This is a genomic window from Embleya australiensis (assembly GCF_051903075.1).
Lineage (GTDB): Bacteria > Actinomycetota > Actinomycetes > Streptomycetales > Streptomycetaceae > Embleya.
On record NZ_CP182422.1, the window covers coordinates 812,877 to 837,142 of the forward strand.

At 70.5% G+C, this 24,266-nt stretch carries 20 protein-coding genes; 5 read left to right on the forward strand and 15 right to left on the reverse strand.

The features are described 5' to 3' along the window. The first annotated feature begins 100 nt into the window (after positions 1-100). Positions 101-1,123, forward strand: a complete 1,023-nt coding sequence (locus ACMXN5_RS03400; RefSeq protein ID WP_439673912.1) for a LacI family DNA-binding transcriptional regulator — start codon at positions 101-103, stop codon at positions 1,121-1,123. Positions 1,124-1,233: 110 nt separating this feature from the next. Here the strand turns inward: ACMXN5_RS03400 and prcA are convergent, their stop codons facing one another. The 6 genes from prcA to arc all read right to left on the reverse strand — a co-directional run bounded on the left by prcA (position 1,234) and on the right by arc (position 7,361). Continuing rightward, a complete protein-coding gene (gene prcA, locus ACMXN5_RS03405) occupies positions 1,234-2,010 on the reverse strand; it encodes a proteasome subunit alpha (protein WP_439673913.1) in 777 nt (258 codons plus the stop codon). A gap of 64 nt (positions 2,011-2,074) precedes the next feature. Next, positions 2,075-2,920: a proteasome subunit beta gene (gene prcB / locus ACMXN5_RS03410; RefSeq protein WP_395786733.1), complete on the reverse strand. Its 846-nt coding sequence runs from the start codon at positions 2,918-2,920 to the stop codon at positions 2,075-2,077. Further along, complete coding sequence (locus tag ACMXN5_RS03415; protein WP_439673914.1) at positions 2,872-3,477, reverse strand: endonuclease VII domain-containing protein; 606 nt, start codon at positions 3,475-3,477, stop codon at positions 2,872-2,874. Before ACMXN5_RS03415 ends, prcB begins: the two co-directional genes overlap by 49 nt. 6 nt (positions 3,478-3,483) lie before the next feature. Beyond that, positions 3,484-3,693, reverse strand: coding sequence for a ubiquitin-like protein Pup (locus ACMXN5_RS03420; RefSeq protein ID WP_078978594.1), 210 nt, complete (start codon positions 3,691-3,693; stop codon positions 3,484-3,486). 175 nt (positions 3,694-3,868) lie between these two features. Then, complete coding sequence (gene dop / locus ACMXN5_RS03425; protein WP_078978593.1) at positions 3,869-5,374, reverse strand: depupylase/deamidase Dop; 1,506 nt, start codon at positions 5,372-5,374, stop codon at positions 3,869-3,871. A 220-nt stretch (positions 5,375-5,594) separates the two neighbouring features. Beyond that, entirely contained in the window at positions 5,595-7,361 is a 1,767-nt protein-coding gene (gene arc / locus ACMXN5_RS03430; RefSeq protein ID WP_078978592.1) for a proteasome ATPase, read from the reverse strand. 224 nt (positions 7,362-7,585) lie between these two features. On the opposite strand from arc, the gene ACMXN5_RS03435 reads away from it, so the two are divergent. Further along, entirely contained in the window at positions 7,586-7,873 is a 288-nt protein-coding gene (locus tag ACMXN5_RS03435; RefSeq protein ID WP_078978591.1) for a ferredoxin, read from the forward strand. 33 nt (positions 7,874-7,906) lie between these two features. Here the strand turns inward: ACMXN5_RS03435 and ACMXN5_RS03440 are convergent, their stop codons facing one another. Further along, a complete protein-coding gene (locus ACMXN5_RS03440; protein ID WP_439673915.1) occupies positions 7,907-8,668 on the reverse strand; it encodes a hypothetical protein in 762 nt (253 codons plus the stop codon). 99 nt (positions 8,669-8,767) lie between these two features. Next, positions 8,768-9,676, reverse strand: coding sequence for a tRNA (adenine-N1)-methyltransferase (locus tag ACMXN5_RS03445; RefSeq protein WP_439673916.1), 909 nt, complete (start codon positions 9,674-9,676; stop codon positions 8,768-8,770). A 128-nt stretch (positions 9,677-9,804) separates the two neighbouring features. Between ACMXN5_RS03445 and ACMXN5_RS03450 the strand changes: the two genes are divergently transcribed. Then, positions 9,805-10,947 carry a site-2 protease family protein gene (locus ACMXN5_RS03450; RefSeq protein ID WP_395787054.1) on the forward strand — a complete coding sequence of 381 codons (1,143 nt, stop codon included), beginning with the start codon at positions 9,805-9,807 and terminating at the stop codon, positions 10,945-10,947. Positions 10,948-11,425: 478 nt separating this feature from the next. Here the strand turns inward: ACMXN5_RS03450 and ACMXN5_RS03455 are convergent, their stop codons facing one another. Next, the gene (locus ACMXN5_RS03455; RefSeq protein ID WP_439673917.1) at positions 11,426-12,865 is read right to left on the reverse strand and encodes a cellulase family glycosylhydrolase; all 1,440 of its coding nucleotides are present in this window, start codon (positions 12,863-12,865) and stop codon (positions 11,426-11,428) included. 170 nt (positions 12,866-13,035) lie between these two features. On the opposite strand from ACMXN5_RS03455, the gene ACMXN5_RS03460 reads away from it, so the two are divergent. Next, a complete protein-coding gene (locus tag ACMXN5_RS03460) occupies positions 13,036-13,947 on the forward strand; it encodes a RecB family exonuclease (RefSeq protein WP_439673918.1) in 912 nt (303 codons plus the stop codon). Positions 13,948-13,975: 28 nt separating this feature from the next. Here the strand turns inward: ACMXN5_RS03460 and ACMXN5_RS03465 are convergent, their stop codons facing one another. The 5 genes from ACMXN5_RS03465 to metH all read right to left on the reverse strand — a co-directional run bounded on the left by ACMXN5_RS03465 (position 13,976) and on the right by metH (position 21,860). Then, the gene (locus ACMXN5_RS03465; RefSeq protein ID WP_078978583.1) at positions 13,976-14,653 is read right to left on the reverse strand and encodes a response regulator; all 678 of its coding nucleotides are present in this window, start codon (positions 14,651-14,653) and stop codon (positions 13,976-13,978) included. Then, on the reverse strand, positions 14,650-16,023 hold the full coding sequence (locus tag ACMXN5_RS03470) for a histidine kinase (RefSeq protein WP_439673919.1): 1,374 nt from the start codon (positions 16,021-16,023) through the stop codon (positions 14,650-14,652). Before ACMXN5_RS03470 ends, ACMXN5_RS03465 begins: the two co-directional genes overlap by 4 nt. A 607-nt stretch (positions 16,024-16,630) precedes the next feature. Continuing rightward, on the reverse strand, positions 16,631-17,335 hold the full coding sequence (locus ACMXN5_RS03475; protein WP_439673920.1) for an HAD family hydrolase: 705 nt from the start codon (positions 17,333-17,335) through the stop codon (positions 16,631-16,633). A 128-nt stretch (positions 17,336-17,463) separates the two neighbouring features. Further along, a complete protein-coding gene (locus ACMXN5_RS03480; RefSeq protein ID WP_439673921.1) occupies positions 17,464-18,312 on the reverse strand; it encodes a putative RNA methyltransferase in 849 nt (282 codons plus the stop codon). Positions 18,313-18,383: 71 nt separating this feature from the next. Next, positions 18,384-21,860 carry a methionine synthase gene (metH, locus tag ACMXN5_RS03485; protein ID WP_439673922.1) on the reverse strand — a complete coding sequence of 1,159 codons (3,477 nt, stop codon included), beginning with the start codon at positions 21,858-21,860 and terminating at the stop codon, positions 18,384-18,386. A 349-nt stretch (positions 21,861-22,209) separates the two neighbouring features. Here metH and ACMXN5_RS03490 point away from each other — a divergent pair, with 349 nt between their 5' ends. Then, positions 22,210-23,061: a PAC2 family protein gene (locus tag ACMXN5_RS03490; RefSeq protein ID WP_126636026.1), complete on the forward strand. Its 852-nt coding sequence runs from the start codon at positions 22,210-22,212 to the stop codon at positions 23,059-23,061. 613 nt (positions 23,062-23,674) lie between these two features. Here ACMXN5_RS03490 and ACMXN5_RS03495 read toward each other — a convergent pair. Next, positions 23,675-24,229: a group III truncated hemoglobin gene (locus ACMXN5_RS03495; RefSeq protein WP_439673923.1), complete on the reverse strand. Its 555-nt coding sequence runs from the start codon at positions 24,227-24,229 to the stop codon at positions 23,675-23,677. Between the last annotated feature and the right edge of the window lie 37 nt (positions 24,230-24,266).

Sequence of the window (24,266 nt, forward strand, 5' to 3'; positions counted from 1 at the left end):
ATCCCGTATCACTGTGCCCGCCCGGTCGGCCGCATGGCAAGCGCGTTCTAGGCTGGACCCGCCCCGCCACCCCGCCCCGACTCCGCCGCCCGAGGTCACCGTGCCGTCGCCCCCGCCCCCCGCCGGTCGCCCGACCAGCAAGGACGTCGCCCGAAACGCCGGCGTGTCGCAGTCCACCGTGTCCCTCGTCCTCGCCGGCAAATGGCGCGGCCGGGTCTCCCCCGCCACCGTCGAGACCGTGCGCGACGCGGCCGCGGCCCTCGACTACCGGCCCAACACCTCGGCGCGGTCGCTGCGCCTGGGCCGCACCCGCACGGTGATGCTCGTCGTACCGGTGCTCACCTCGCCGTTCTTCGGCGCCGTGCACAGCGGCGCCGCCCGGGTGGCGGCCGAACGCGACTTCGGCGTCGTCGTCTACCCCACCCTCGACGGCGCCGACCTGGCCCCCAACGCCTTCTCCCCGGCCGCCATCGACGGCGTGCTCGCCTCCTCGATGGCCGCCGAACCGCTCGACGTGCTGCGCTCCGCCGGACCCGGTACCGGCCACCTGCCCCTGGTCATGCTCGACAGCGAACCCGGACACGGCCTGCCGACGGTCAACCACGACGTCGCCGAGGGCATGCGCACGATCGCGCGGCACGTGGTCGGGCTCGGCCACCGGCGCGCGGCCCGGCTGCGCTCCACCGTGCGGACCTGGACGTTCGAGGCCCGCGACGCGGCCTTTCGCTCCGCGCTCGGCCCCGCCGAGGTGGTCGCCGAGGCGTGCGCCCCGCTGACCCTGGACGGCGGGCGCGAGGCGGCGCTGAGCCTGCTCTCCGGGCCCGCCCGCCCCACCGTGCTGGTGTGCGACGACGACCTCCAGGCGGCCGGCGCCTACAAGGCCGCCCGCACACTGGGCCTGCGCGTGCCCGACGACCTGTCCGTCACCGGCTTCGACGACATGCGCTACGCGCGCGTGGTCGAGCCCGAACTGACCACCTTCCGGCTGCCCGCCGTCGAACTGGGCGCCCGCGGCATGAGCGCACTGCTCGACCTGCTCGACACCGGCGACGCGGGCCCCGACGTGGTCCTGCCCGGCGAATTGGTGATCCGCGGCTCCACCGCGCCCCCGACACCGGCCTGACCCCGCCGGCGCCGCCCACACGCGTCAGGGCCCGCACACCGAGGCGGTGTACGGGCCCTGTGACGGGATCCGGGCGGACGGGGCGCCCGGGAGCAAAAAAACCTGCGGAACTACTCCTCGCCGGCCTCGGGAGCGGTCTCCGGCGCGGCCTCGGCCGCCCCCTCCTCCGCCGCCTCGCCGGTCGGCTCGGCCTCGCCGAGCAGACGGGTCAGCTGACCGCCCACCAGACGCTTGAACTTGCGCTGCTGCGGCCTGGTGCGATCCAGCGTCGCGACCTCCAGCTGCGAGGCCGTGATGGAGCGCTTCTCGCCGACACCGTCACGCGAGAGGGCGTCGACCGCCACCTTGAGCGCGTCCTCCAGCGACAGCCCCTCGCTGTGCCGGCGCTTGAGCTGGTCGGTGATCTGCTCGACGTTGCCGCCCATCGCCACGTAGTTGTGCTCGTCGGCGACCGAACCGTCGTAGGTGAGCCGATAGATCTGGTCGTCCTCGGGCGCGGCGCCCACCTCGGCGACGATCAGCTCCACCTCGTAGGGCTTCTCCCCCCCGCTGGAGAAGATCGTGCCCAGCGTCTGCGCGTACACGTTCGCCAGGCCGCGGGCGGTGACGTCGTTGCGCGCGTACGAGTAGCCGCGGATGTCGGCGTAGCGCACGCCGCCGATCCGCAGGTTCTCGAACTCGTTGTACTTGCCCACCGCGGCGAACGCGATGCGGTCGTAGATCTCACTGATCTTGTGCAGGGCGCGAGAGTAGTTCTCCGCCACGAACAGGATGCCGTCCGCGTAGGTCAGCACGACCACGCTGCGGCCCCGGGCGATGCCCTTGCGGGCATAGTCGGCCCGGTCCGCCATGGCCTGCTGCGGCGACACATAGAAGGGCGTCGTCACCGTGGAGTCCTTTTCGTCGAAGCCGGTCTCGAAGGGTCGGCTGGTGGGGTCGTCGACATCGACGTCAGGTCAGCGGGGCGGTCGGGCCGTCGGGGGCGTCCATGCGGGCGTTCACCACGGTCCGGACGATGGCACCGACCTCGTCGGAGGAGAGCCGCTGGATACCGTCCTCGGTCACCAGGGTGACCACCGGGTAGATCCGTCGGGTCAGGTCGGGACCACCGGTGGCGGAGTCGTCGTCGGCCGCGTCGTAGAGCGCCTGGATGCACACCTGCACGACGCCGTCGGCGTCCAGGCCGGAGCGGTAGAGCTTCTTCAGCGCGCCTCGGGCGAACAACGAGCCCGAACCGACCGCGTGGAAGCCGTGCTCCTCCGACCGGCCGCCGGTGACGTCGTAGCTGAAGATCCGTCCTACCCCGCCGTCCACGTCGAAGCCGGCGAACAGCGGAACCACCGCGAGGCCCTGCATGGCCATGCCGAGGTTGCCGCGGATCATCTGCGACAGCCGGTTGGCCTTGCCCTCCAGCGAGAGCGTGGTGCCCTCGATCTTCTCGTAGTGCTCCAGTTCGACCTGGAACAGCCGGACCATCTCGACCGCGAGCCCGGCGGTGCCGGCGATGCCCACGACCGAGTACTCGTCGGCCGGGAACACCTTCTCGATGTCCCGCTGTGCGATCAGGTTCCCCATCGTGGCCCGCCGGTCGCCGGCCATCACCACGCCGCCGTCGAACGTCGCGGTCACGATCGTCGTACCGTGCGGCGCCTCGATCGTCACGGGCTGCAGCGGCGGCGTCCTACGCGCGGGCAACAGCTCGGGCCGATACGCGTCGAGGAATTCGGCGAACGAGGACGACCCGGGGGTCAGGAAGGCAGCCGGTAGACGCCCGGTGCCACGAGTGTTGGCTTCCACACGATCCCTTCCACATAGGTTGCGGCCCGGCGCAACGCGTCGGGTCGATCCTTGAACATGCCCAGTGCGGCATTGCAGTTGAAGCAGAGTACGGCTCGGACCCTACCGGTTTCGTGATCATGATCGACGTGCTCGGGCCTGGTCGACTGACAGATCGGACATACGCCCATTTGGTCGGCGAGCATGACCCGATAATCGGCCTCGGTCATGCCGTACTTGCGCTTGAGATGCCCGACACGACCCTCAATTTTGCGACAGGCTTTACAAGCCGCCGCCAAACCATCCCACTGCCGGGCGCTTTTATGCCATTCGGAATGCGGTTTGATCTCTTCGCATTTCGGACAGCGCTTATGCCCGTCCGGCACGTCGATTTTGGGCCGCACCTTGAACCCGGCCCGCTCCCGTCGGGCACGGTACGAGTCTGCATCCCGCCTGCGGAAACACTCACGGCAATACCATGAAAGCCCGTCAGGATTTCCCGCGCTGCGCCTGAAATCCTGAGCAGGCTTCCACGCCTTGCAATCAGGGCATTCCTTGCCCGATTTCAAATCGGACATTTGATGCTATTCCCCACCTTTCTGCACAAACCCGCGCACAAATTCCTCGGCATTCTCCTCTAGCACCTCGTCAATTTCGTCCAATACCGCGTCGACGTCGTCCGTCAACTTTTCGTGCCGTTCCTGCACGTCCGACTGGGCCTCGGCGGTGGTCTCCTCGACCTCTTCCGAGCGCTTTGTCGCGCGCTGTTGACCGCCGCTGTCCTTAGTGGCCATGTCACTCACCCCACCTTGAGATCATTTCCTTGAACCGGTGCTTATCCATTCCCCGGAGGATCCACACCCCCGATCCCGAAGGATCGGGGGTGTAAGTGCCAACGAGTGTCGGATGCCCGGTGTTCCGGAACACGATTTATCCGTCCGTTCGCTTTGTTCCCGCGAACGGGCGAGGTCACCCACCCGTGAGCGCGCGGACCAGATCCTCGGCGGTGCGGCAGCGGTCGAGCAGGTCCTTCACGTGGGCCTTCGTCCCGCGCAGCGGCTCCAGGGTGGGCACTCGCTGGAGCGAGTCGTGACCGGCGACGTCGAAGATCACCGAGTCCCACGAGGCCGCCGCGACCTCGTCGGCGTACTGCTCCAGACACCGGCCGCGGAAGTAGGCCCTGGTGTCCTCCGGCGGCAGATGCACCGCGCGCTGCACCTCGGCCTCGCCGGCGATCCGCTCGAAGCGGTCCTCCAGCTTGTTGTACAGCCCCTTGTCGGGCCGTACGTCGGCGTACTGGAGGTCGACCAGATGCAGCCTCGGCGCGTCCCAGTCGAGGGCGTCCCGCTGCCGGTAGCCCTCCAGGAGTTGGAGCTTGGCCACCCAGTCCAGCTCGCGCGCCAGCGACATCGGATCGGTCTCCAGGCGGGCGAGCACCGACTCCCAGCGGTCGAGCACGTCCGTGGTGTCGGCGTCGACGTCCTTGCCGAACCGGTTCTCGACATACTTCCGGGCCAGCTCGAGGTATTCGAGCTGGAGCTGGATCGCGGTCAGCTTCCGGCCGCTGCGCAGCGTGATCAGCTGCTTGAGGGTCGGGTCGTGGGACACCTCGTGCAGCGTGCGCACCGGCTGGTCGACGGTCAGGTCGTTGCCCAGGAAGCGGTCCTCGATCATCGACAGGACCAGCGCGGTGGTGCCGAGCTTGAGGTAGGTGGACACCTCGGACAGGTTGGCGTCGCCGATGATCACGTGCAGGCGCCGGTACTTCTCCGCGTCCGCGTGCGGTTCGTCGCGGGTGTTGATGATCGGCCGCTTGAGTGTGGTCTCCAGGCCGACTTCGACCTCGAAGTAGTCCGCGCGCTGGCTGATCTGGAAGCCGTGCGTGGAGCCGTCCTGGCCGATGCCCACCCGGCCCGCGCCGCAGATCACCTGCCGGGAGACGAAGAACGGGGTCAGGTGCCGGACGATGTCGGCGAACGGCGTGGCGCGCTGCATGAGGTAGTTCTCATGGGTGCCGTAGGACGCGCCCTTGTTGTCGGTGTTGTTCTTGTAGAGCAGGATCTGCTGCCCGCCGGGCAGCTCGCCGGCCCGCCGTGCGGCCTCGGCCATGATCCGCTCGCCGGCCTTGTCCCAGATCACCGCGTCGCGCGGGTTGGTGGTCTCGGGCGCGCTGTACTCCGGGTGGGCGTGGTCGACGTAGAGCCGAGCGCCGTTGGTCAGGATCACGTTGGCCAGACCAACGTCCTCGTCGGTCAGCTGGCTCGAGTCGGCCAGCTCGCGCGCCAAGTCGAACCCGCGCGCGTCGCGCAGCGGATTCTCCTCCTCGAAGTCCCAGCGGGCCCGGCGGGCCCGCTGCATCGCTGCGGCGTACGCGTTCACGATCTGGGAAGACGTCAACATCGCGTTGGCGTTCGGATGTCCGGGTACGGAGATTCCGTACTCGGTTTCGATGCCCATCACACGCCGGACGGTCATGCGACCCCCTCGTCCCTCACCCGGCCGGTACCCGTTCCACACTCTCCGTGGTCGGGGTACACCCTGGTCATGCTGCCGAGCCTATTGCCGTTGGATTGCCTTGGGGATACGGCCGGAACTATTGCCCTGTGCGGAAGTGTCGTGCCGGCACGGCGCCGCGACCCGTGTTCGACCGGAACACGGGTCGCGGCGGCGGTGGTCAATCGATGCTCGATGGGGATCAGAGGTACTGACCGGTGTTGGCCACCGTGTCGATGGAGCGCCCGGCCTCGTCGCCCTGCTTGCCCGAGACCAGGGTGCGGATGTAGACGATCCGCTCGCCCTTCTTGCCGGAGATCCGGGCCCAGTCGTCGGGGTTGGTGGTGTTGGGCAGGTCCTCGTTCTCCTTGAACTCGTCGACGCACGCGGCGAGCAGGTGGGCCACCCGGATGCCCTTTTGGCGGTGCTCCAGGAAGTCCTTGATCGCCATCTTCTTCGCGCGGCCCACGATGTTCTCGATCATCGCGCCGGAGTTGAAGTCCTTGAAGTACAGGGTCTCCTTGTCACCGTTGGCGTAGGTGACCTCCAGGAAGCGGTTCTCCTCGTTCTCCGAGTACATCCGCTCCACCGCGACCTGGATCATCCCGGTGACCGTGGAGTCGCGGTTGCCGTCGTGTTCGGCCAGGTCGTCGTCGTGCAGCGGCAGCGAGACCTTGAGGTACTTCGCGAAGATGTCCTTGGCCGCCTCGGCGTCCGGACGTTCGATCTTGATCTTCACGTCGAGTCGGCCCGGGCGCAGGATGGCCGGGTCGATCATGTCCTCGCGGTTGGAGGCGCCGATGACGATGACGTTCTCCAGGCCCTCCACGCCGTCGATCTCGGACAGCAGCTGGGGGACGATGGTGTTCTCCACGTCCGAGCTGACGCCCGAGCCGCGGGTGCGGAAGAGCGAGTCCATCTCGTCGAAGAAGACGATGACGGGGGTGCCCTCGCTGGCCTTCTCGCGGGCCCGCTGGAAGACCAGGCGGATGTGCCGCTCGGTCTCGCCGACGTACTTGTTGAGGAGTTCGGGGCCCTTGATGTTGAGGAAGTAGCTCTTGCCCTGTTCGTTGCCCTGGGCCTCGGCGACCTTCTTCGCGAGGGAGTTGGCCACGGCCTTGGCGATCAGCGTCTTGCCGCAGCCGGGCGGACCGTAGAGCAGGATGCCCTTGGGCGGGCGCAGCTCGTGTTCCTTGAACAGGTCGGGGTGGAGGTAGGGCAGTTCCACCGCGTCGCGGATCATCTCGATCTGGTTCCGCAGACCGCCGATCTTGGTGTAGTCGATGTCCGGGACCTCTTCGAGGACCAGTTCCTCGACCTCGCTCTTGGGCACCCGTTCGTACACGTATCCCGAGCGGGAGTCGAGCAGGAGCGAGTCGCCCGCGCGCAGCGGGGCGTCGAGCAGCGGCTCGGCGAGGCGCACCACGCGCTCCTCGTCGGTGTGCCCGATGACCAGGGCGCGTTCGCCGTCCTCGAGGAGTTCCTTGAGCATCACGACGTCGCCGATCAGCTCGTACTCCATGGCGTCGACGACGTTCATGGCCTCGTTGAGCATGACCTCTTGGCCACGCCGGAGTTCGTCGGGCTCGATGTTGGGGCTGACGTTCACGCGCAGCTTGCGCCCGCCGGTGAAGATGTCGGCCGTGCCGTCCTCGTTGGCCTGTAGGAACACGCCGAACCCCGAGGGGGGTTGGGCGAGTCTGTCCACTTCCTCCTTGAGGGCCACGATCTGATCGCGGGCCTCTCGCAAGGTCGCGACCAGTCGCTCGTTTTGTGTGGTCATGCCGGCCAAGGACGTCTGAAGATCGACGACCCGCTCCTCGAGCAAACGGCTCTGGCGCGGTGAGTCGGCGAGCTTGCGACGCAGGACGGCGACTTCCTGCTCTAGAAAAGAAACCTGGCTTACGAGGTCGTCCGTACCCCGAGCCGGCCTCCCACCACGGTTCATGTCGTCGTCGTGGACTGCCACGGCCCTCACCTCCTCCTGGGAGCTGCGACGTCTCCGACCCTACCTATGGCAGGAGGGGTTGAAACCCCTTGATCAGCAAGACTGTCCGGGCGTGTCCGATCTTCACCCGTGCGATTGCCCCCACGCTTGTGAGGATCAGATACCCACCCGACCGCGTCGGGAAGCAGGCGCGAGTAGGGTCTGTTGGTCGCGTGTCGGTACGAATCGGTGAAGAGAGAGGCCGCATGTCCGCGGAAAACGAACCCCTCGAGGTCTGGATCGATCAGGATCTCTGCACCGGGGACGGCATCTGCGTCCAGTACGCGCGGGAGGTCTTCGAGCTGGACATCGACGGGCTGGCGTACGTCAAGGGCGCGGACGACGAGCTGCGCACCGAGCCGGGCGCGGTGGTTCCGGTGCCCGCGCCGCTGCTCGTGGACGTGATCGACGCCACACGCAAGTGTCCGGGGGAATGCATCCATATGCGTCGCGTTTCCGACGGAGTCGAGGTATTCGGGCCGGAAGCCTCCTGAATTCCGCTTTGTGGTCTCGTGTCTGGCGACGCGTCAGATCCGTTGGGCACCGAGTGGAGTCAGTCGCCAGCGCAGTGTCGTGCTCGTGTCGGGGCAGCAGCGCGGAATGCCGGGCGTGGACCAGCCCTGCGCATGTGCGGTGATCGTGTCGCCGGTGCGGGTGAGGTCGTCGACCAGCAGGCCCTCGTCGGTGCCGAGGAGGGTGGCCACCAGGCGCGGCGCGCCGGCGTCCCAGGCGTAGGCGAGCAGCGCGGTGGGCGGGCTGCCGGAGCCGGCGGCGCAGGTGACGCGGACCACGGTGGGCCCGTCGGGGTCGGTGAGCACGCTGTGGACGCGGGTGCCGACGCCGGGGCAGTCGAGTGGGAGGGCGAGCCCGGCGAGTTCGGCGGCGCCGGGGCCGCCGGCGGGTCGGCGGCTGCCCGCGAGCGGTGCGGCCTGCACGGTCTCGGTGGGTGGGCCGGCCGGTTTTCGCCCCTGCTCGGTGGTGGTGCCGCCGGCGTGGGTGGGTTCGAGGGTGCGCGGCGCGGCCGGGGGGTCCTGTTGGTTGGGGCGGCCTCGGGCCGGTGCGGTGACGCCGGGTATGCCGCCGTCGAGGGATGCGGCGGCCCAGATGACCAGGCCGGTCATGACGATGAACAGGAACACGATGCCGGCAGCGGCAAAGGCGATGCCGTTGCGTACGTCGGGTATCTCGCGGTGCGGGGGGACCGTGGTCTCGGGTGGTCCGTCGGTGGTCGCGAGCCCGCGGGGACTGTCGCCGCGCACGGGCCGGTTCTCAGAGTGATCGTCCGCCACGGTGGATGACGATAGGCGGCGGGCCGGGCCCCGGTACAGGGGTTCCGGCCCGCCTTGTCTCAACCATTACCGGCGGTTCGACGCATCGCTGACGGTGGGTCAGGACGCCGCCGCGTCGCCCGCCTCCGCGCCGGGGCCGGCGTAGTCGTCGCCGTAGGAGCCCTTGGACGGGCGGCGCCGGCGCAGCGGCGGTTCCACCCCGTCGGCCAGCCGGCGGGCGGTGACCAGGAAGCCGGTGTGTCCGATCATCCGGTGGTCGGGGCGCACCGCGAGACCCTCGACGTGCCAGGAGCGCACCATCGACTCGAACGGCTGCGGTTCGGTGAAGCAGTTCATCACCCGCATGGTCTCCACGGTGCGCGAGAGCTGCGTGGTGGTGGCCACGTAGCAGCACACCAGGCCGCCGGGGGCGAGCGCCTTGTAGACCGCGTCGAGGCATTCCCAGGGCGCGAGCATGTCGAGGATGACGCGGTCGACGCCGGTTTCGACGAGGTTGTCCTGGAGATCGCCGACGGTCAGCTTCCACGCGGGGTGGGGGGCGCCGAAGTAGCGTTCGACGTTCTTGCGGGCGATGTCCGCGAAGTCCTGTCGGCGTTCGTAGGAGGCGAGCTGCCCGCTGTCGCCGATGGCGCGGAGCAGGAAGGTGCTCAGCGCTCCGGAGCCGACGCCGGCCTCGACGACGCGGGCGCCGGCGAAGATGTCGGCCATCGCGAGGATCTGGCCGGCGTCCTTGGGGTAGATCACCGCGGCGCCGCGGGGCATGGACAGGACGAAGTCGGGGAGCAGAGGTCGCAGCGCGAGGTAGTCGGTGTTCCCGGTGGACCGTACGACGGTTCCTTCGGGGGCGCCGATCAGCGCGTCGTGTTGAAACGAGCCCTTGTGGGTGTGGAACGCCTTGCCCGCTTCGAGGGTGAAGGTGTGGTGGCGGCCCTTGGGATCGGTCAGCTGAACCTGGTCCCCGACCTGGAAGGGTCCGCGCCTGCGCGCGGTACCGGTCGGTTCGGACATGGGGGTCAGCCTAGTCGGTCGGCGGCGACGCTCCGACGCGTGGGTCCGGGGCCCATGGGGGTCGAACCGGGGCTCGGTTGCATAGCATCTTGACCGTGACTGATTCGAGCAGGCCGCAGGGACGCCGGGTGCGGCAGGACGAGGCTCCGCGCCGGGAGCCGAGGCGTGGCCTGCTCATGGGGCGCCCGTTCGGGGTGCCGGTCTATGTGGCGCCGACATGGTTCGTGATCGCGGCGGTGATCACCGTGTTGTTCGCGCCGACGTTCGAGAGTCTGTTCCCGGACCTGGGGCCGTGGCGGTTCGTGTTGTCGTTCGGCTTCGCGGTGTTGTTGTACGTGTCGGTGCTGGTGCACGAGTTGGCGCACGCGGTGACGGCGCTGCGGCTGGGTCTGCCGGTGCGGCGGATCACCATCCAGTTCCTGGGCGGGGTGTCGGAGATCGACAAGCCGGAGACGGCGCGGCACGAGTTCCTGGTGTCGGCGGCGGGTCCGGTGTTGTCGTTGGTGCTGGGTGGCGGGTTTTGGCTGATCGGCCTGGCGTTGCACGTGGATACGTTGCCGGGGCGGATGATCGCGTTGTTGGCGGTGTCCAATCTGCTGGTGGCGGCGTTCAATCTGCTGCCGGGGTTGCCGTTGGACGGTGGCCGGATGTTGCGGGCGGTGGTGTGGCGGGTCAGCGGGCGGCCGTTGGCGGGCACGATCGCGGCGTCGTGGGCCGGTCGGGTGCTGGCGGTGGTGGTGTTGGTGGCCGCGGTGGCGTGGTCGTTGGGGGCGGATGCGGGCGAGCGCACGTACACGATGATCTTCGGCGCGTTGGTGGCCGGTTTCATGTGGGCGGGGGCGGTCCAGTCGTTGCGGGCGGAGCGGTTGCGCGAGCGGTTGCCGCAGTTGCGGGTGCGGGTGCTGACGCGGCGGGCGATTCCGGTGGCGGCGAGCGTGCCGTTGGCGGAGGCGCTGCGGCGGGCGCACGAGGAGGGGGCGCGGGGGCTGGTCGTGGTGGACGGGGGCGGGGATCCGGTCGCGCTGGTGCGGGAGGCGGCGGTGTTGGCGACGCCGGAGCATCGTCGGCCGTGGGTGGAGGTGGGGGCGTTGGCGCGGGATCTGGCGGAGGGGATGCGGGTGCCGGCGGATTTGGCGGGTGAGGAGTTGTTGGTGGCGATGCGGGGCGCTCCCGCGAGTGAGTATCTGGTCGTGGAGCCGGATGGGCGGGTGTACGGGGTGCTGGCTCGGACGGATGTGGAGCATGCGTTTTTGGCCATGATGCGGGGTTGAGTGCGGGCTTTCGGCCTCAGGTGCCGGCCCGGGCTGCTTGGCCTCATGCGCCGGCCGGGCTGGGGGTTGTTGCTTGCGGCGCGTGTCGAGGTTGCGGCGGGTGTTCGCGGGCCTTTTTGGCCTCAAACGCCGGCCGGGCTGATCGGGCTGTTCCCACCGGGCCGGGGGTGCTGCTCGCGGCACGGGTCAAAGTTGCGACAGGCGATCGCGGACCCTTTTTGGCCTCAAACGCCGGCCGGGCTGATCGGGCCGCACCCAACCGGGCTGGGGGCGCTGCTTACGACGCGCGCCGAGGTTGCGACGGGTAATGGCGGACCCTTTTTGGCCTCAAACGCCGGCCGGGCTGATTGGGCTGTTCCCGGCCGCGTAGTGGGCGCGGGGGCTGATTGGGCTGTCCCTCGGCCGCGTAGCGGACGTGCGGTCCGCTGCATGCGCCACGACCCACCCCGCGCCGCCCCCGCACCCTGTCTGCCGCGGCTCAGCGCCCGGGCGTGACCGTCACCGTGTACCGCCCCGCCGTCGAGGTGTCGACGCGGGCGACGGTGCCATGGGTATCCACCCGGGACCGTCCCGGCCCGGTGACGCGGATCGTCGGGGGTTCGGCGTATACGTCCTTTGGGAGGGTGATCTCCGTGGGGGCATCGGCGCCCCGGCGGGTGGTGAAGGTCAGGGTGTAGGTGCGGGTGTCGATGTCGTAGGTGTACGACTCCGGGTTTCCGGCCACGGCGCGGGCGTAGGGCTGGATCAGGAGTTTGTTGTTGGGCTTCATGCGGCCGTCGGCGTCGAAGGTGCAGTAGCCGCCGCCGTTGCACCATTGCCAGCCGGCCCAGCCGGTGCCGAAGCGGTCCATGGCGGCGGTCATGCGCCGGTAGAACAGCGGGATGTTGGGCAGCGACTGGTCGGGCGGGCCCCACTCCCCCACGATCAGCGGGAGTTTGTTCGCCTTGGGGTAGGCGGTGATCGCGGCCTCGTAGTTCTCGATGAAGCCGCCGGCCGGGTCGTAGTCGGCGCCGGTCTCCATGGCGGTCTCGTAGAAGTGCGGGGCGTAGGCGACCTTGTCGTCGCTGATCGGGCCGAGCGCGGTGGGTACGCCGAGGCCGACGATCGGGGTGGGTTCGACGAAGATCCAGTTGCGGCGGTCGACGAGGCGGATGGCGTCGGTGAGCCGGTTCCACGTGTCGGTGATCTGGGTCGATTCGAGCCGGGCGGCGGCGGCGGGGATGTCCTCGCCGTCGCGAAAGCGGCCCATCGGCTCGTTCATCAGGTCGTAGCCGAGCACCGCGGGGTGCCGGCCGAACGTGGCGGCGACCCTGGTCCACATGGCCGCCTGCGCGCGCCGCAGGTCGCGGTCCTCGTACAGGTGGTCGAACGCGGCCTGGACGCCGGGCGTGTAGTACTCGGCGAACCAGTCGCCGGGTACCGGCTCGTACGGCAGGCCCTCGTCGCGGGTGGTCCACTCGGGGTTGCCGCGGTGGTCGGAGAAGTAGGGCCCGTAGACGTCCTGGTGCGCGTCGAGGATCACCTTGACGTGGTACTTCTCGGCCCAGTCGAGGATGCGGCCGACGCGGGCGAGGTAGTCGCGGTCGTAGCGGCCCGGGCGCGGTTCCAGGTCGTCCCAGAAGAACAGCACCCGGGCGAGGTTGAAGCCGCGCGAGGACAGTTCGCGGAACTGGTTCTCGGTGACGTCCTTGAACGCCTGCGCGCCGCGGTGCGCCTTGTCGCCGATGTTGAAGCCGCGCCACTGGGTGGCCCGCCCGTGCTCGTCGGCGATGAAGGTGCGGTCGCCGACGGTGATCTTGTCGGGTCCGCGGCCGTGCTGCCCGCCCTGCGCGTACGCGGGGCCGGGCAGGCCGGCCAGGAGCAGGCCGCCGGCGAGTGTGGCGGCGCCGAGCAGTCGGGTGCGGGTGGGGACGCGCATGGGGCCTCCGTCGTGACGAGGGGTGGGGGACGGGGAGGGCGTGCGTGGGACTCGCGGGCCGGTATCGCGCCTCGCGGAGCCGGACTCTACTGACTGGTAGTCGCGATGGACAGGGCCTTCGATCCGCGCGGGCGCACAGGGTGTCGCCGTGCGCGCATAGGGTGTGCGGCATGAGTGCCAGCTCCTCCGAAGCCGCCGGCGTCGCGTCGGCCGATGTCGATCCCGCCGCCGCGCCGAGTGTCGCGGTACCCGCCCAGGCCGGTGCGCGGGAGTCGCGGCCGCCGGTGTCGCTGTCGCCGTCGCGGGCGGCCGACTTCATGCAGTGCCCGCTGCTGTATCGGCTGCGGGTGATCGACAAACTGCCGGAGAAGCCGAGCGCGGCGGCCACGCGCGGCACGGTGGTGCACACCGTCCTGGAGCGGCTGTTCGACCTGCCGAGCGGGCAGCGCACGCCCGAGCGGGCGGTGGCGATGGTGCGGCCGGCGTGGGACGCGTTGTTGGCCGAGCGGCCGGAGCTGGCCGAGTTGTTCGGCGAGGACGTCGCGGGTCTGGGTGCGTGGCTGGCCGACGCCGACAAGCTGGTGGAGCGCTACTTCACGCTGGAGGATCCGAACCGCCTGGAGCCCGCCCGGCGCGAGCTCTACGTGCAGACCACGCTGGAGGACGGCCTGGTGTTGCGCGGGGTGGTGGACCGGCTGGATGTGGCGCCGGCGGGCGATCTGCGGGTGGTGGACTACAAGACGGGCAAGGCACCGTCGCCGATGTTCCAGGACAAGCCGCTGTTCCAGATGAAGTTCTACGCCCTGGTGTTGTGGCGTCAGCACGGCCGGGTGCCGCGCCGGTTGCAGCTGGTGTATCTGGGCAGCGGCGACGTGATCACCTACGACCCGGACGAGGGCGAGCTGCTCGCGGTCGAGCGCAAGCTGCGCGCGCTGTGGGAGGCGATCGACCTGGCCACGCGCACGGGCGAGTGGCTGCCGCGGAAGTCGAAGTTGTGCGGGTGGTGCGACCACCGGGAGGTGTGCCCCGAGTTCGGTGGCACACCCCCGGTGTATCCGCTGCCGGTGGTGCCGGCCCCGTAGCGGGCCCGTCGGGCGCGGTTCGGCAGGCTCAGATGGCGCCGGGGCGCACCAGGCCGCTCTCGTAGGCGTAGACGGCGGCCTGAACCCGGTCGCGCAGGCCGAGTTTGGTCAGCACGTGGCCGACGTGCGTCTTGACGGTGGTCTCGCTGACGTACAGCTCGGCGGCGATCTCCGCGTTGGACATCCCGCGCGCGACCAGGCGCAGCACCTCGACCTCGCGCTCGGTGAGCATCGCGAGCGTGTCGGGGGTGGGGTCCTCGGCGGAGGGCAGCCGGGCGGCGTACATGTCGAGCAGGCGCCGGGTGATGCTGGGCGCGAGCAGCGCCTCGCCCTCGGCGATGACCCGGATGGCGGCGACGAGGTCGTCGGCGGGCACGTCCTTGAGCAGGAAGCCGCTGGCGCCCGCGCGCAGCGCCTCGACGACGTATTCGTCGAGGTCGAACGTGGTGAGCACGAGGACGCGGGCGGCGTTTTCCCCGTCGCGGCCCGATCCGGCGATCCGGCGGGTGGCCTCGACGCCGTCCATCCGGGGCATGCGGATGTCCATCAGCACCACGTCGGGCTGTAGGGCGCGGACCTGTTCGACGGCCTGTTCGCCGTCGGCGGCCTCGCCGACGACGGCGATGTCGGGCTCGGCCTCCAGGATCATCCGGAAGCCGGTGCGCAGCAGCGGCTGATCGTCGACCAGGATGACGCGGATCGTCATGGGCGGGTCTGCTCCAGTCGGTCGGGGGCGACACCGTCCGGCGGGCCGGCGGTGTCGGTGGGGTTCGTGGCGGCCAGGGGGATGCGGGCCAGGACTTCGAAGCCGTCCTGGGCGCGGGGTCCCGCGTACAGGCGTCCACCGTAGAGGGAGACCCTCTCACGCATGCCGAGCAGGCCGTGTCCGGTGCGTTCGCCGGTGGGCGCGGTGCTGCCGCCGCGGCCGTCGTCGGCGACGCGGACCAGGAGTTCGGTGCGGCTGTAGCGCAGCAGCACCCGGGCCTCGGCGGGGCCGGCGTGCTTGAGCGTGTTCGTGAGGGCTTCCTGGACGATCCGGTAGGCGGCGAGGTCGATGCCGGGCGGCAGGGCGCAGGGGGCGCCCTCCAGGGACAGTTCGACGGGCAGGCCGGCTTCGCGGACCTGGGTGACGAGGGTGTCGAGTTGGTCCAGGCCGGGTTGGGGGGCGTTGTGTCCCTCGTTGGGGCCGCCGACGGCGTCGGTGGTGTCGCGCAGGATGCCGACGAGGCGGCGCATCTCGACGAGGGCGCCGCGGCCGGTCTGTTCGACGGCGGCCATCGCCTCCTTGGCCCGGTCGGGGTTGCGCGCGACCATGCGTTGCGCGGCGGAGGCCTGCACGGTCATCACCGACACGTGGTGGGCGACGACGTCGTGCAGTTCGCGGGCGATGCGGCCGCGTTCCTCGGCGATCGCGGCGCGGGTGTCGGCTTCGCGGGTGCGTTCCAGGCGGTCGGCGCGGGCCTCGAGTTCGGCGGTGTAGGCGCGGCGGAAGCCGACGCTGCGGGCGAAGGCCCAGACGGCGAAGATCGCGGCGAGGTTGGCCACCACGTCGAGGAAGACGATGTCGCTGTCGCGGAGCGCGAGCCAGACGACGGTGGCGCTCTCGGTGAAGCCGAGCGCGATGGCGGCGGGCACGCGGGAGCGGCCGACGGCGACGGCGTACAGGGCGACGATCTGGCCGATGCCGGCGCCCGCGGACTCGTAGTGGGCGCCGGCGAGGAGCAGTCCGGCGGCGCTGACGGCGACGAGCACGCGCAGCGAGTGCGCGCCGCGCCACAGCAGCGGCACGGCGGTCAGCAGGGCGAGCAGTACGCCCCACACGTCGGGGTCGCGCACGTCGCGCAGGCCGAGTTCGCGAAAGTACAGGCCGCCGACGGCGAAGACCGACAGCAGGACGACCAGGGCCAGGTCGAGCACGGTGGGGCGCGGCCAGGGTTGCTGCGCGTCGCGGCCGAGTTCGTGGACGATGTCGGCGAGGCCGGCGCGTGGTCGCACGACCCGGGGCGCGAGATCGCTCGGGGCGGGTCGGTCTGAGGTCCCGGCGGGGGTGTCCGGGTCGGGGGTCACGGCGCGCACGTCTCTTACGGTAGGGCCCCCGGCCGGGGGTTTTGACCCCCTGGGGCCTCGGTCTCGTCCCCTGGGAGGAGCGGTGGGGCGATCTCCTCCCAGGGGCGGAGTCGCGGGCCGTACTCAACGGTGTGGCGGGGCGGGCGAGGGAGTGCGGGACAACGCGAGGGACTTCCCTGAAGCCCTGCCCTTTCCGATCGCGAACACTGGACATCACACGGGGAACCCGGCAACGGGAACCACGGGCAGTACTACGGGGGTAGTACTACGGGGGTCCGATTCCTTCGGGGATCGGGCGGAGCACGACCGGGAGACCTCTCGGCGGTCACGGGGACGGGGGAAACCGCCGCCGGGAGGTCGACAGGACCGACGGGGAACTGCGGGTCGGAGCACGGGGGCTCCGATTCGGGGGACACGGGGGACCCGGGAACCGCGATTCGGGGGAATCGCGGGGAACGAATCCGGGGAGTACGGGAACCGCGGTTCGGGGGAACCGCGGGGAACGGGCAAGGCAGTACGGGGGAAACACGGGGATGTGGGAGCGGGCGGGCCTTCGGGGCCGCCCGCTCCCACCTGTTTGCGGGTGTGGCGGCCGCGGGTGCGGCGCCGCCGCCGGTCAGCGCGCGACGCGGGCCCGGGCCAGGTCGCGCAGGTACGCGAGGTCGACCTCTTCGAGGGAGTCGACCACGGTGCGCGTGGGCGCGGGCGGGATGGGCGTCATGCTCGGCACGGCCAGCACGGCGCACCCGGCGGCCTCGCCGGCGGCGATCCCGGTGGGCGAGTCCTCGACGACCACGCAGGCCCAGGGTTCGGCGTCGAGCCGGCGGGCCGCGGTCAGGTACGGGTCGGGGTGCGGCTTGGTGCGCGCGATCTCGTCGCCGGCGAGGGTGAGGCGGAAGTGGTGGGCGCCGATCGAGGGCAGGACGGCGTCCACGATCACCCGCTGGGAGGCGGTGACGAGCGCGCACGGTACGCCCGCGTCGTCGACCTCGGCGAGCAGCCGTTTGGCGCCGGGGCGCAGGTCGACGCCGTCGCGCAGGCGGCGCACCATGTCGGCGTTGATCCGGTGCTCCAGTTCGGCGGGGGGCACGTCCAGGCCGGAGACCGAGAGCAGGTAGGCGACCGCGCGCTCCATGGGGCTGCCGAGGAGTTGCTCGGCGTGTTGCGCGGTGAGGGTGAAGCCGAGGTCGGCCATCACCGCGGTCTCGGTGGCGAACCAGTGGCGTTCGGTGTCGACCAGGGTGCCGTCCATGTCGAACAGGACGGCTTGGAGGCCGTGGCCCGGGCGGGCTCCGGTGGTGGTCGTCAGCGCTGCCGTCATCGGGTGGCCGCCTCTCCGCCGGTTCGCGGCGTGGTGGTGTGGATGGGGTGGGTGAATCTCCTCACGCGGGTTCTCCAGGGGTCGGATCCGCCGGTTGGCTCCGGCGGGTCCTCGATTGTGCGGCGTCGTCAGGGATTGGGCAACCGCCGAACGGGGTCGTATGCGGAAACAGTGATCGAAGCGGTCACGACCTGCGGGTTCGCCAGCGCGGCGAGCCGGGTGCGCAGCCGCTCGGGGTCGGTGTGCCAGGCGCTGGGGCCCATCGCGACCACGGTGGCGATCGCGGCGTGGTCGAGCGTCATGGGGTAGGTGAGGGTTTGCCGGTCGCGCACGGTGAACCAGGGGGCGAGTTTGGCGTCGATCCGCTCCTGCTTGTCCGTGTCGACGCGGAGCAGGTCGAGGGCGGGGACGAGTTCGCCCAGGTGTCCGGGGGCGGGGGCGGCGACGATCAGGGCCCCGTCGGGGTGCAGGACGCGGTGCAGTTCGGGTGGGTTGCGCGGGGCGAACACGTTGAGTACGCGGGCGGCGACGCCCTCGCGTACCGGCAGCGGGCGCCAGGCGTCGCAGACGGCCGCGCCCATGCGGGGGTGGGCGCGGGCGGCGCGGCGCAGCGCGTATTTGGAGATGTCGAGGGCGAGCCCGTGGCGGTCCGGCAGGGCGTCGAGGACGTGCGCGAGGTGGTGTCCGGTGCCGGCGCCGACGTCGACGAGGGTGCCGGGGGGTGCGTCGGCGCAGGCGGCGGCGAGCACGTCGCCGAGGCGGTCGTAGTGGCCGGCGCCGAGGAAGTCGACCCGGGCGGCGACCATGGCGGCGGTGTCGGCGGTGCCGGTGGGGCCGTTGCCGGTGAGCAGGTTGACGTAGCCCTGGCGGGCGATGTCGAAGGTGTGCCCGGCGGCGCAGCGCAGGCCGGTGTCCTCCCCCGCCAGGTCGGCGCCGCAGTGCGGGCAGGCGAGGGTGTGCAGGACGTCGCCGAGCATGTGCCTCGTTCGGGCCGCCGGTGCGGCCGGGGCGGTGGGTGCCCCGGCCGTGACCGGTGTGGGTGGGTGGGTCAGCGGGCGTTGAAGTAGTTCGCCTCGGGGTGGTGGAGCACGATGGCGTCGGTGGACTGTTCGGGGTGGAGTTGGAACTCCTCGGACAGTTCGACGCCGATGCGCTCGGGCCCGAGCAGTGCGGTGATCTTGGCCCGGTCCTCGAGGTCGGGGCAGGCGCCGTAGCCGAGCGAGAAGCGCGCGCCGCGGTAGTGCAGCTTGAGCATGCCGTCGAGGTCGGCGGGGTCCTCACCGGCGAAGCCGAGTTCGGCGCGCACGCGCGCGTGCCAGTATTCGGCGAGGGCTTCGGCGAGTTGTACGGACAGTCCGTGCAGTTCGAGGTAGTCGCGGTAGGAGTTCTCCGCGAACAGCTCGGCGGTGGCGCCGGACAGGCGCGGGCCCATGGTGGCGATCTGGAAGCCGACGACGTCGATCTCGCCGGATTCCTCGGGGCGGAAGAAGTCGGCCAGGCACAGGTGCCGGTCGCGGCGTTGGCGCGGGAAGGTGAAGCGGGTGCGCTCGTTGCCGGAGTCGTCGAGCACGATCAGGTCGTCGCCCTTGGACACGCACGGGAAGTAGCCGTAGACCACGCCCGCGTCGAGGAGGTTGTCGGTGACGATGCGGTCGAGCCAGTAGCGCAGGCGCGGGCGGCCCTCGGTTTCGACGAGTTCCTCGTAGGAGGGCCCGTCGCCGCCGCGGGTGGGCTTGAGGCCCCACTGGCCCATGAAGGTGGCGCGCTCGTCCAGCCAGGACGCGTAGTCGTTCAGCTGGATGCCCTTGACCACGCGGTCGCCCCAGAACGGCGGGGTGGGCACGGGGTTGTCGACGGCGACGTCGGAGCGGGCGGGCATCTCCTCGGGCTCGGTCTCGATCACCTTGGCGGCGGCGACCTTGCGCCGGCGCAGCGCGGGCAGCTCCACGCCGGGCACGCCGCGCTTGACGCCCATCAGAGCGTCCATCAGGCGCAGGCCCTCGAAGGCGTCGCGGGCGTAGCGGACCTCGCCGGCGTAGATGTCGTACAGGTCCTCTTCGACGTAGGCGCGGGTGAGGGCGGCGCCGCCGAGGATGACGGGGTAGCCGGCGGCCAGGCCGCGGGTGTTCAGCTCCTGGAGGTTTTCCTTCATGATCACGGTGGACTTCACCAGCAGGCCGGACATCCCGATCACGTCGGCGCGGTGTTCCTCGGCGGCTTCGAGGATGGCGGACACCGGCTGCTTGATGCCGATGTTGACCACGTTGTAGCCGTTGTTGGACAGGATGATGTCGACGAGGTTCTTGCCGATGTCGTGTACGTCGCCCTTGACGGTGGCGAGCACGATGGTGCCCTTGCCGTCCTCGCCCTCGACCTTTTCGATGTGCGGTTCCAGGTGCGCGACGGCGGACTTCATCACCTCGGCGGACTGGAGCACGAACGGCAGCTGCATCTGGCCGGAGCCGAACAGCTCGCCGACGACCTTCATGCCGGCCAGGAGGGTGTCGTTGATGATGACCAGTGCGCTGCGTTCGCGCAGCGCCTCGTCGAGGTCTTCCTCCAGGCCGGCGCGTTCGCCGTCGATGATCCGCCGCTCCAGGCGTTCGTTCAGCGGGAGTGCGGCCAGTTCCTGGGCGCGGGTGGCGCGTACGGACTTGGCGTCGACGCCCTCGAACAGCTCCAGGAAGCGCTGGAGCGGGTCGTAGTCCTCGCGCCGGCGGTCGTAGACCATGTCGAGGGCGACCTCGCGCTGCTCCTCGGGGATGCGCGCCATCGGCAGAATCTTGCTGGCGTGCACGATCGCCGAGTCGAGGCCGGCTTCGATGCACTCGTTGAGGAAGACCGAGTTGAGCACGATGCGCGCGGCCGGGTTGAGGCCGAAGGAGACGTTGGACAGGCCGAGGGTGGTCTGCACCTCGGGGTGGCGGCGCTTGATCTCGCGGATCGCCTCGATGGTCTCGATGCCGTCGCGGCGGGTCTCCTCCTGGCCGGTGCCGATGGGGAAGGTGAGCGCGTCGATGATGATGTCGGAGACCTTGATCCCCCACTCCTGCGTGAGCGCGGTGATCAGCCGCTCGGCGACGCGGACCTTCCATTCGGCGGTACGGGCCTGGCCCTCCTCGTCGATGGTCAGCGCGACCACGGCCGCGCCGTGCTCCTTGACCAGCGGCATGATGCGCCGGAAGCGGGAGGTGGGGCCGTCGCCGTCCTCGTAGTTGACCGAGTTGACCACGGCGCGCCCGCCGAGCAGTTCCAGGCCCGCTTCGAGCACCTCGGGCTCGGTGGAGTCGAGCATGATCGGCAGGGTGGAGGCGGTGGCGAGGCGGCCGGCGAGTTCGCGCATGTCGGCGACGCCGTCGCGGCCGACGTAGTCGATGTTGAGGTCGAGCATGTGCGCGCCGTCGCGGGTCTGGTCGCGGGCGATGTCGAGGCAGTCGTCGTAGCGGCCTTCGAGCATGGCCTCGCGGAACGCCTTGGAGCCGTTGGCGTTGGTGCGCTCGCCGATGGACAGGTACGACAGGTCCTGGCGGAAGGGCACCGACTGGTAGAGCGAGGCGGCGGCGGGCTCGTGGCGGGGGTTGCGCGGGGTCAGCTCGCGTCCGTGCACGCGCTCGACGACGGCCTTCAGGTGCGCGGGGGTGGTGCCGCAGCAGCCGCCGACCAGGGCCAGGCCGTAGTCGCGGGTGAAGGTGTCGTGCGCGTCGGCCAGTTCGTCGGGGCTGAGCGGGTAGTGCGCGCCGTCCTTGGTCAGGATCGGCAGGCCGGCGTTGGGCATCGCGGTGACGCCGATGCCGGCGTGCTGGGAGAGGTGGCGCAGGTGCTCGCTCATCTCGACCGGGCCGGTGGCGCAGTTGAGGCCGATGAAGTCGATGCCCAGCGGCTCGAGCGCGGTGAGCGCGGCGCCGATCTCGGAGCCCATCAGCATGGCGCCGGTGGTCTCGACGGTGACCTGGGCGAAGATCGGCAGGTCGACGCCGGCCTTCTTCAGGGCGCGCTGGGCGCCGATGATGGACGCCTTGGTCTGCAGCAGGTCCTGGCTGGTCTCGATGAGCAGGGCGTGCGCGCCGCCGTCGATCAGGCCGGCGGCGTTGACCTCGAACGCGTCGCGCAGCGTGGCGAAGGGCACGTGGCCGAGGCTGGGCAGCTTGGTGCCGGGGCCGATCGAGCCGAGCACCCAGCGGGGGCGGTCGGGCGTGGTGTAGCCGTCGGCCACTTCACGGGCGATCCGGGCGCCGGCTTCGGCGAGTTCGTAGATCCGGTCCTGGATGTCGTACTCGCCCAGGTTGCCGAGGTTGGCGCCGAAGGTGTTGGTTTCGACGCAGTCCACGCCGACGTCGAAGTATTCCTTGTGCACGTTGCGCACGATGTCGGGTCGGGTGACGTTCAGGACCTCGTTGCAGCCTTCGTGGCCCTGGAAATCGTCCAGGCTGGGATCCTGGGCCTGGAGCATGGTTCCCATCGCTCCATCGGCGACGACGACGCGGGTGGCGAGTGCTTCGCGAAGCTGCTGCGGGGTGGCTGTCATGAGAATGCGTCTCCGATGGGTGCGACGGCTGTCGGCTTGCCCGGTGCCGTCGTGACGGCTCGGGCCAGAGCGCCAGCTTAATGCGATCCTCGTCGGGAGCTCGATGACTCGCGGGTGACGTGTCCCACTGGTCACCGTGTGGTCACACACGTTTACCGGGCCGTTTGTGGTGCGTTGGCCGCGCGGGTCGGTGGGCGGGGCGCGGATTTCACTGTGGGCGAAGTCGGCGCCGGCGGGTCTGGTCGGGGGTGCCGCAACCCGTAATGTGGGGACCGTACAGCTCTCGCGGTCCCCACGTACGGTCGGCCGCGGCGCACGGATCCCGGCCCCGGCCGGAAGGAGGCACTGGGTGATCGAGCTCGACGACCTGCCCGAGCTGATCGACCCCGTCATGGTGGCCGCGTTCGAGGGCTGGAACGACGCCGGCGACGCCGCTTCCGCCGCGATCGAGCACCTGGACCGGGTCTGGAAGGGCGAGGTGTTCGCGGCGCTCGACGCCGAGGACTATTACGACTTCCAGGTGAACCGGCCGACCATATGGCTGGACGGCGACACGCGGCGGATCACCTGGCCCACCACGCGGCTGTCGGTGGTCCGGCTGACCGAGCCGCGGCGTGACCTGGTGCTGGTGCACGGGATAGAGCCGAACCTGCGTTGGCGCTCGTTCTGCAACGAACTGCTGGGCTTCGCGCACGAGTTGGGTGTGGAGACGGTGGTGGTGCTGGGCGCGATGCTGGGCGACGCGCCGCACTCGCGGCCCGTCCCGGTCAACGGGACGACCTCCGACCCGGTGGTGGCGCGCAATGTGGGGCTGGAGCAGTCGCGGTACGAGGGGCCGACCGGGATCGTGGGCGTGTTCCAGGAGGCGTGCGCGCACGCGGGCATGCCGGCGCTGACGTTTTGGGCCTCGGTTCCGCACTATGTGGCGCAGCCGCCGTCGCCGAAGGCCACGCTGGCGCTGTTGCGGCGGCTGGAGGACTTCCTCGACGTGAACGTGCCGATGGGCGAGCTCGCGGAGGACGCGCGGGCGTGGCAGGTGGGCGTGGATCAGCTCGCGGCCGAGGACACCGAGGTGGCCGAGTATGTGCGGTCGCTGGAGGCGGCGCGGGACACGGAGGATCTGCCGGAGGCGTCGGGCGATGCGATCGCGGCGGAGTTCGAGCGGTATTTGAAGCGTAAGGGTGATCAGCCGGAGGGGTGAAAGGCTCGCGGCCACATGGCCCTGATGGGGCTGGGGCGGGGGCGGGGTATGCCCGACGCTGGTCGCGGCTGCGGCGGCGGCCGGCCTCCGGCCCGGGTGTCCTCAAACGCCGGACGGGCTGAATAGGGTCCGGGTCGCCTCCCGGGCCGGGCTGCGCCCCGCCTGTCCTCAAGCGCCGGACGGGCTGCATGGGATCCGGGCGGCTCCGGGACGGGTTGCGCCCGCCTGTCCTCAAGCGCCTGACAGGCTGAATGGGGCCGGGTCGCCTGCCGTGCCGGCCTCCGGCCTGGCTGTCCTCGAACGCCGGGCGGGCCGAATAGGGTCCGGGTCGCCTCCCGGGCCGGGCTGCGCCCCGCCTGTCCAAGCGCCGGACGGGCTGAATGGGGTCTGAGTCGCCTCCCGGGCCAGAATGCGGCCCGGATGTCCTCAAGCGCCGGACAGGCTGAATGGGATCCAAGTCGCCTCCGGGGGCGGGCTGCGCCCCGCCTGTCCTCAAGTGTCGGGCGGGCTGCGTGAGGCCCGGATCGCCTTCTGGACCGGGCTCCGGGCCGGTTGTCCTCGAACGCCGGATGGGCTGGGTTGTGTGCTGGGCCGGCATCCGGTGCGGGTGTTCTCACACGCCGGATGGGCTGGGTGGGGGCGGGGTCGGGCTGTGGGCTGTTTGGTCTTGAGGGGCGGGCGGGTGAATTGGGTGGGTTTTGGTGTTGGGGTGGCGTAGGGCGAAGGTGGTCAAAGGGATGAAGGCTGCCTGGGGGTGTTCGGTCCCGGTGTTGGGGGCTGGTAGGTGGCGGAGCATGGATTGGGCTATGCGGTCGGCTTGGGATTTTGCTCGTTGTGCTCGGGTGCCTGTGTGGGCGCCGTCTACCGTGGCGTGCCATAGCTGGAGCCAGCGGCCGAAGTGGTGGGCCGTGAGGGGGGCGGTCTCGTGGAGGGTGCGGTGGATGGCCAGTGGGTCGCCTCGGTAGTCGGCGCCGCGTAGCAGGGCTCGGTCCCAGAAGTCGGTGATTCGCGGGAGGTGTTCCTCGAGGGTGGCGCCGGCGATCCCGGTGAAGTGGGGGCCGATGACCGGGTCGGCGAAGGCGGCCCCGTAGAAACGGCGCAGGAGGGTTTCCAGGTCGGCGCGGGTCTCGATGTCCGGGCGGGGCGTGCCGAGGGGTGCGGGTTTCACTCGACCAGCGTAGGTGGACAGGCCGCGCGGGCGGGGT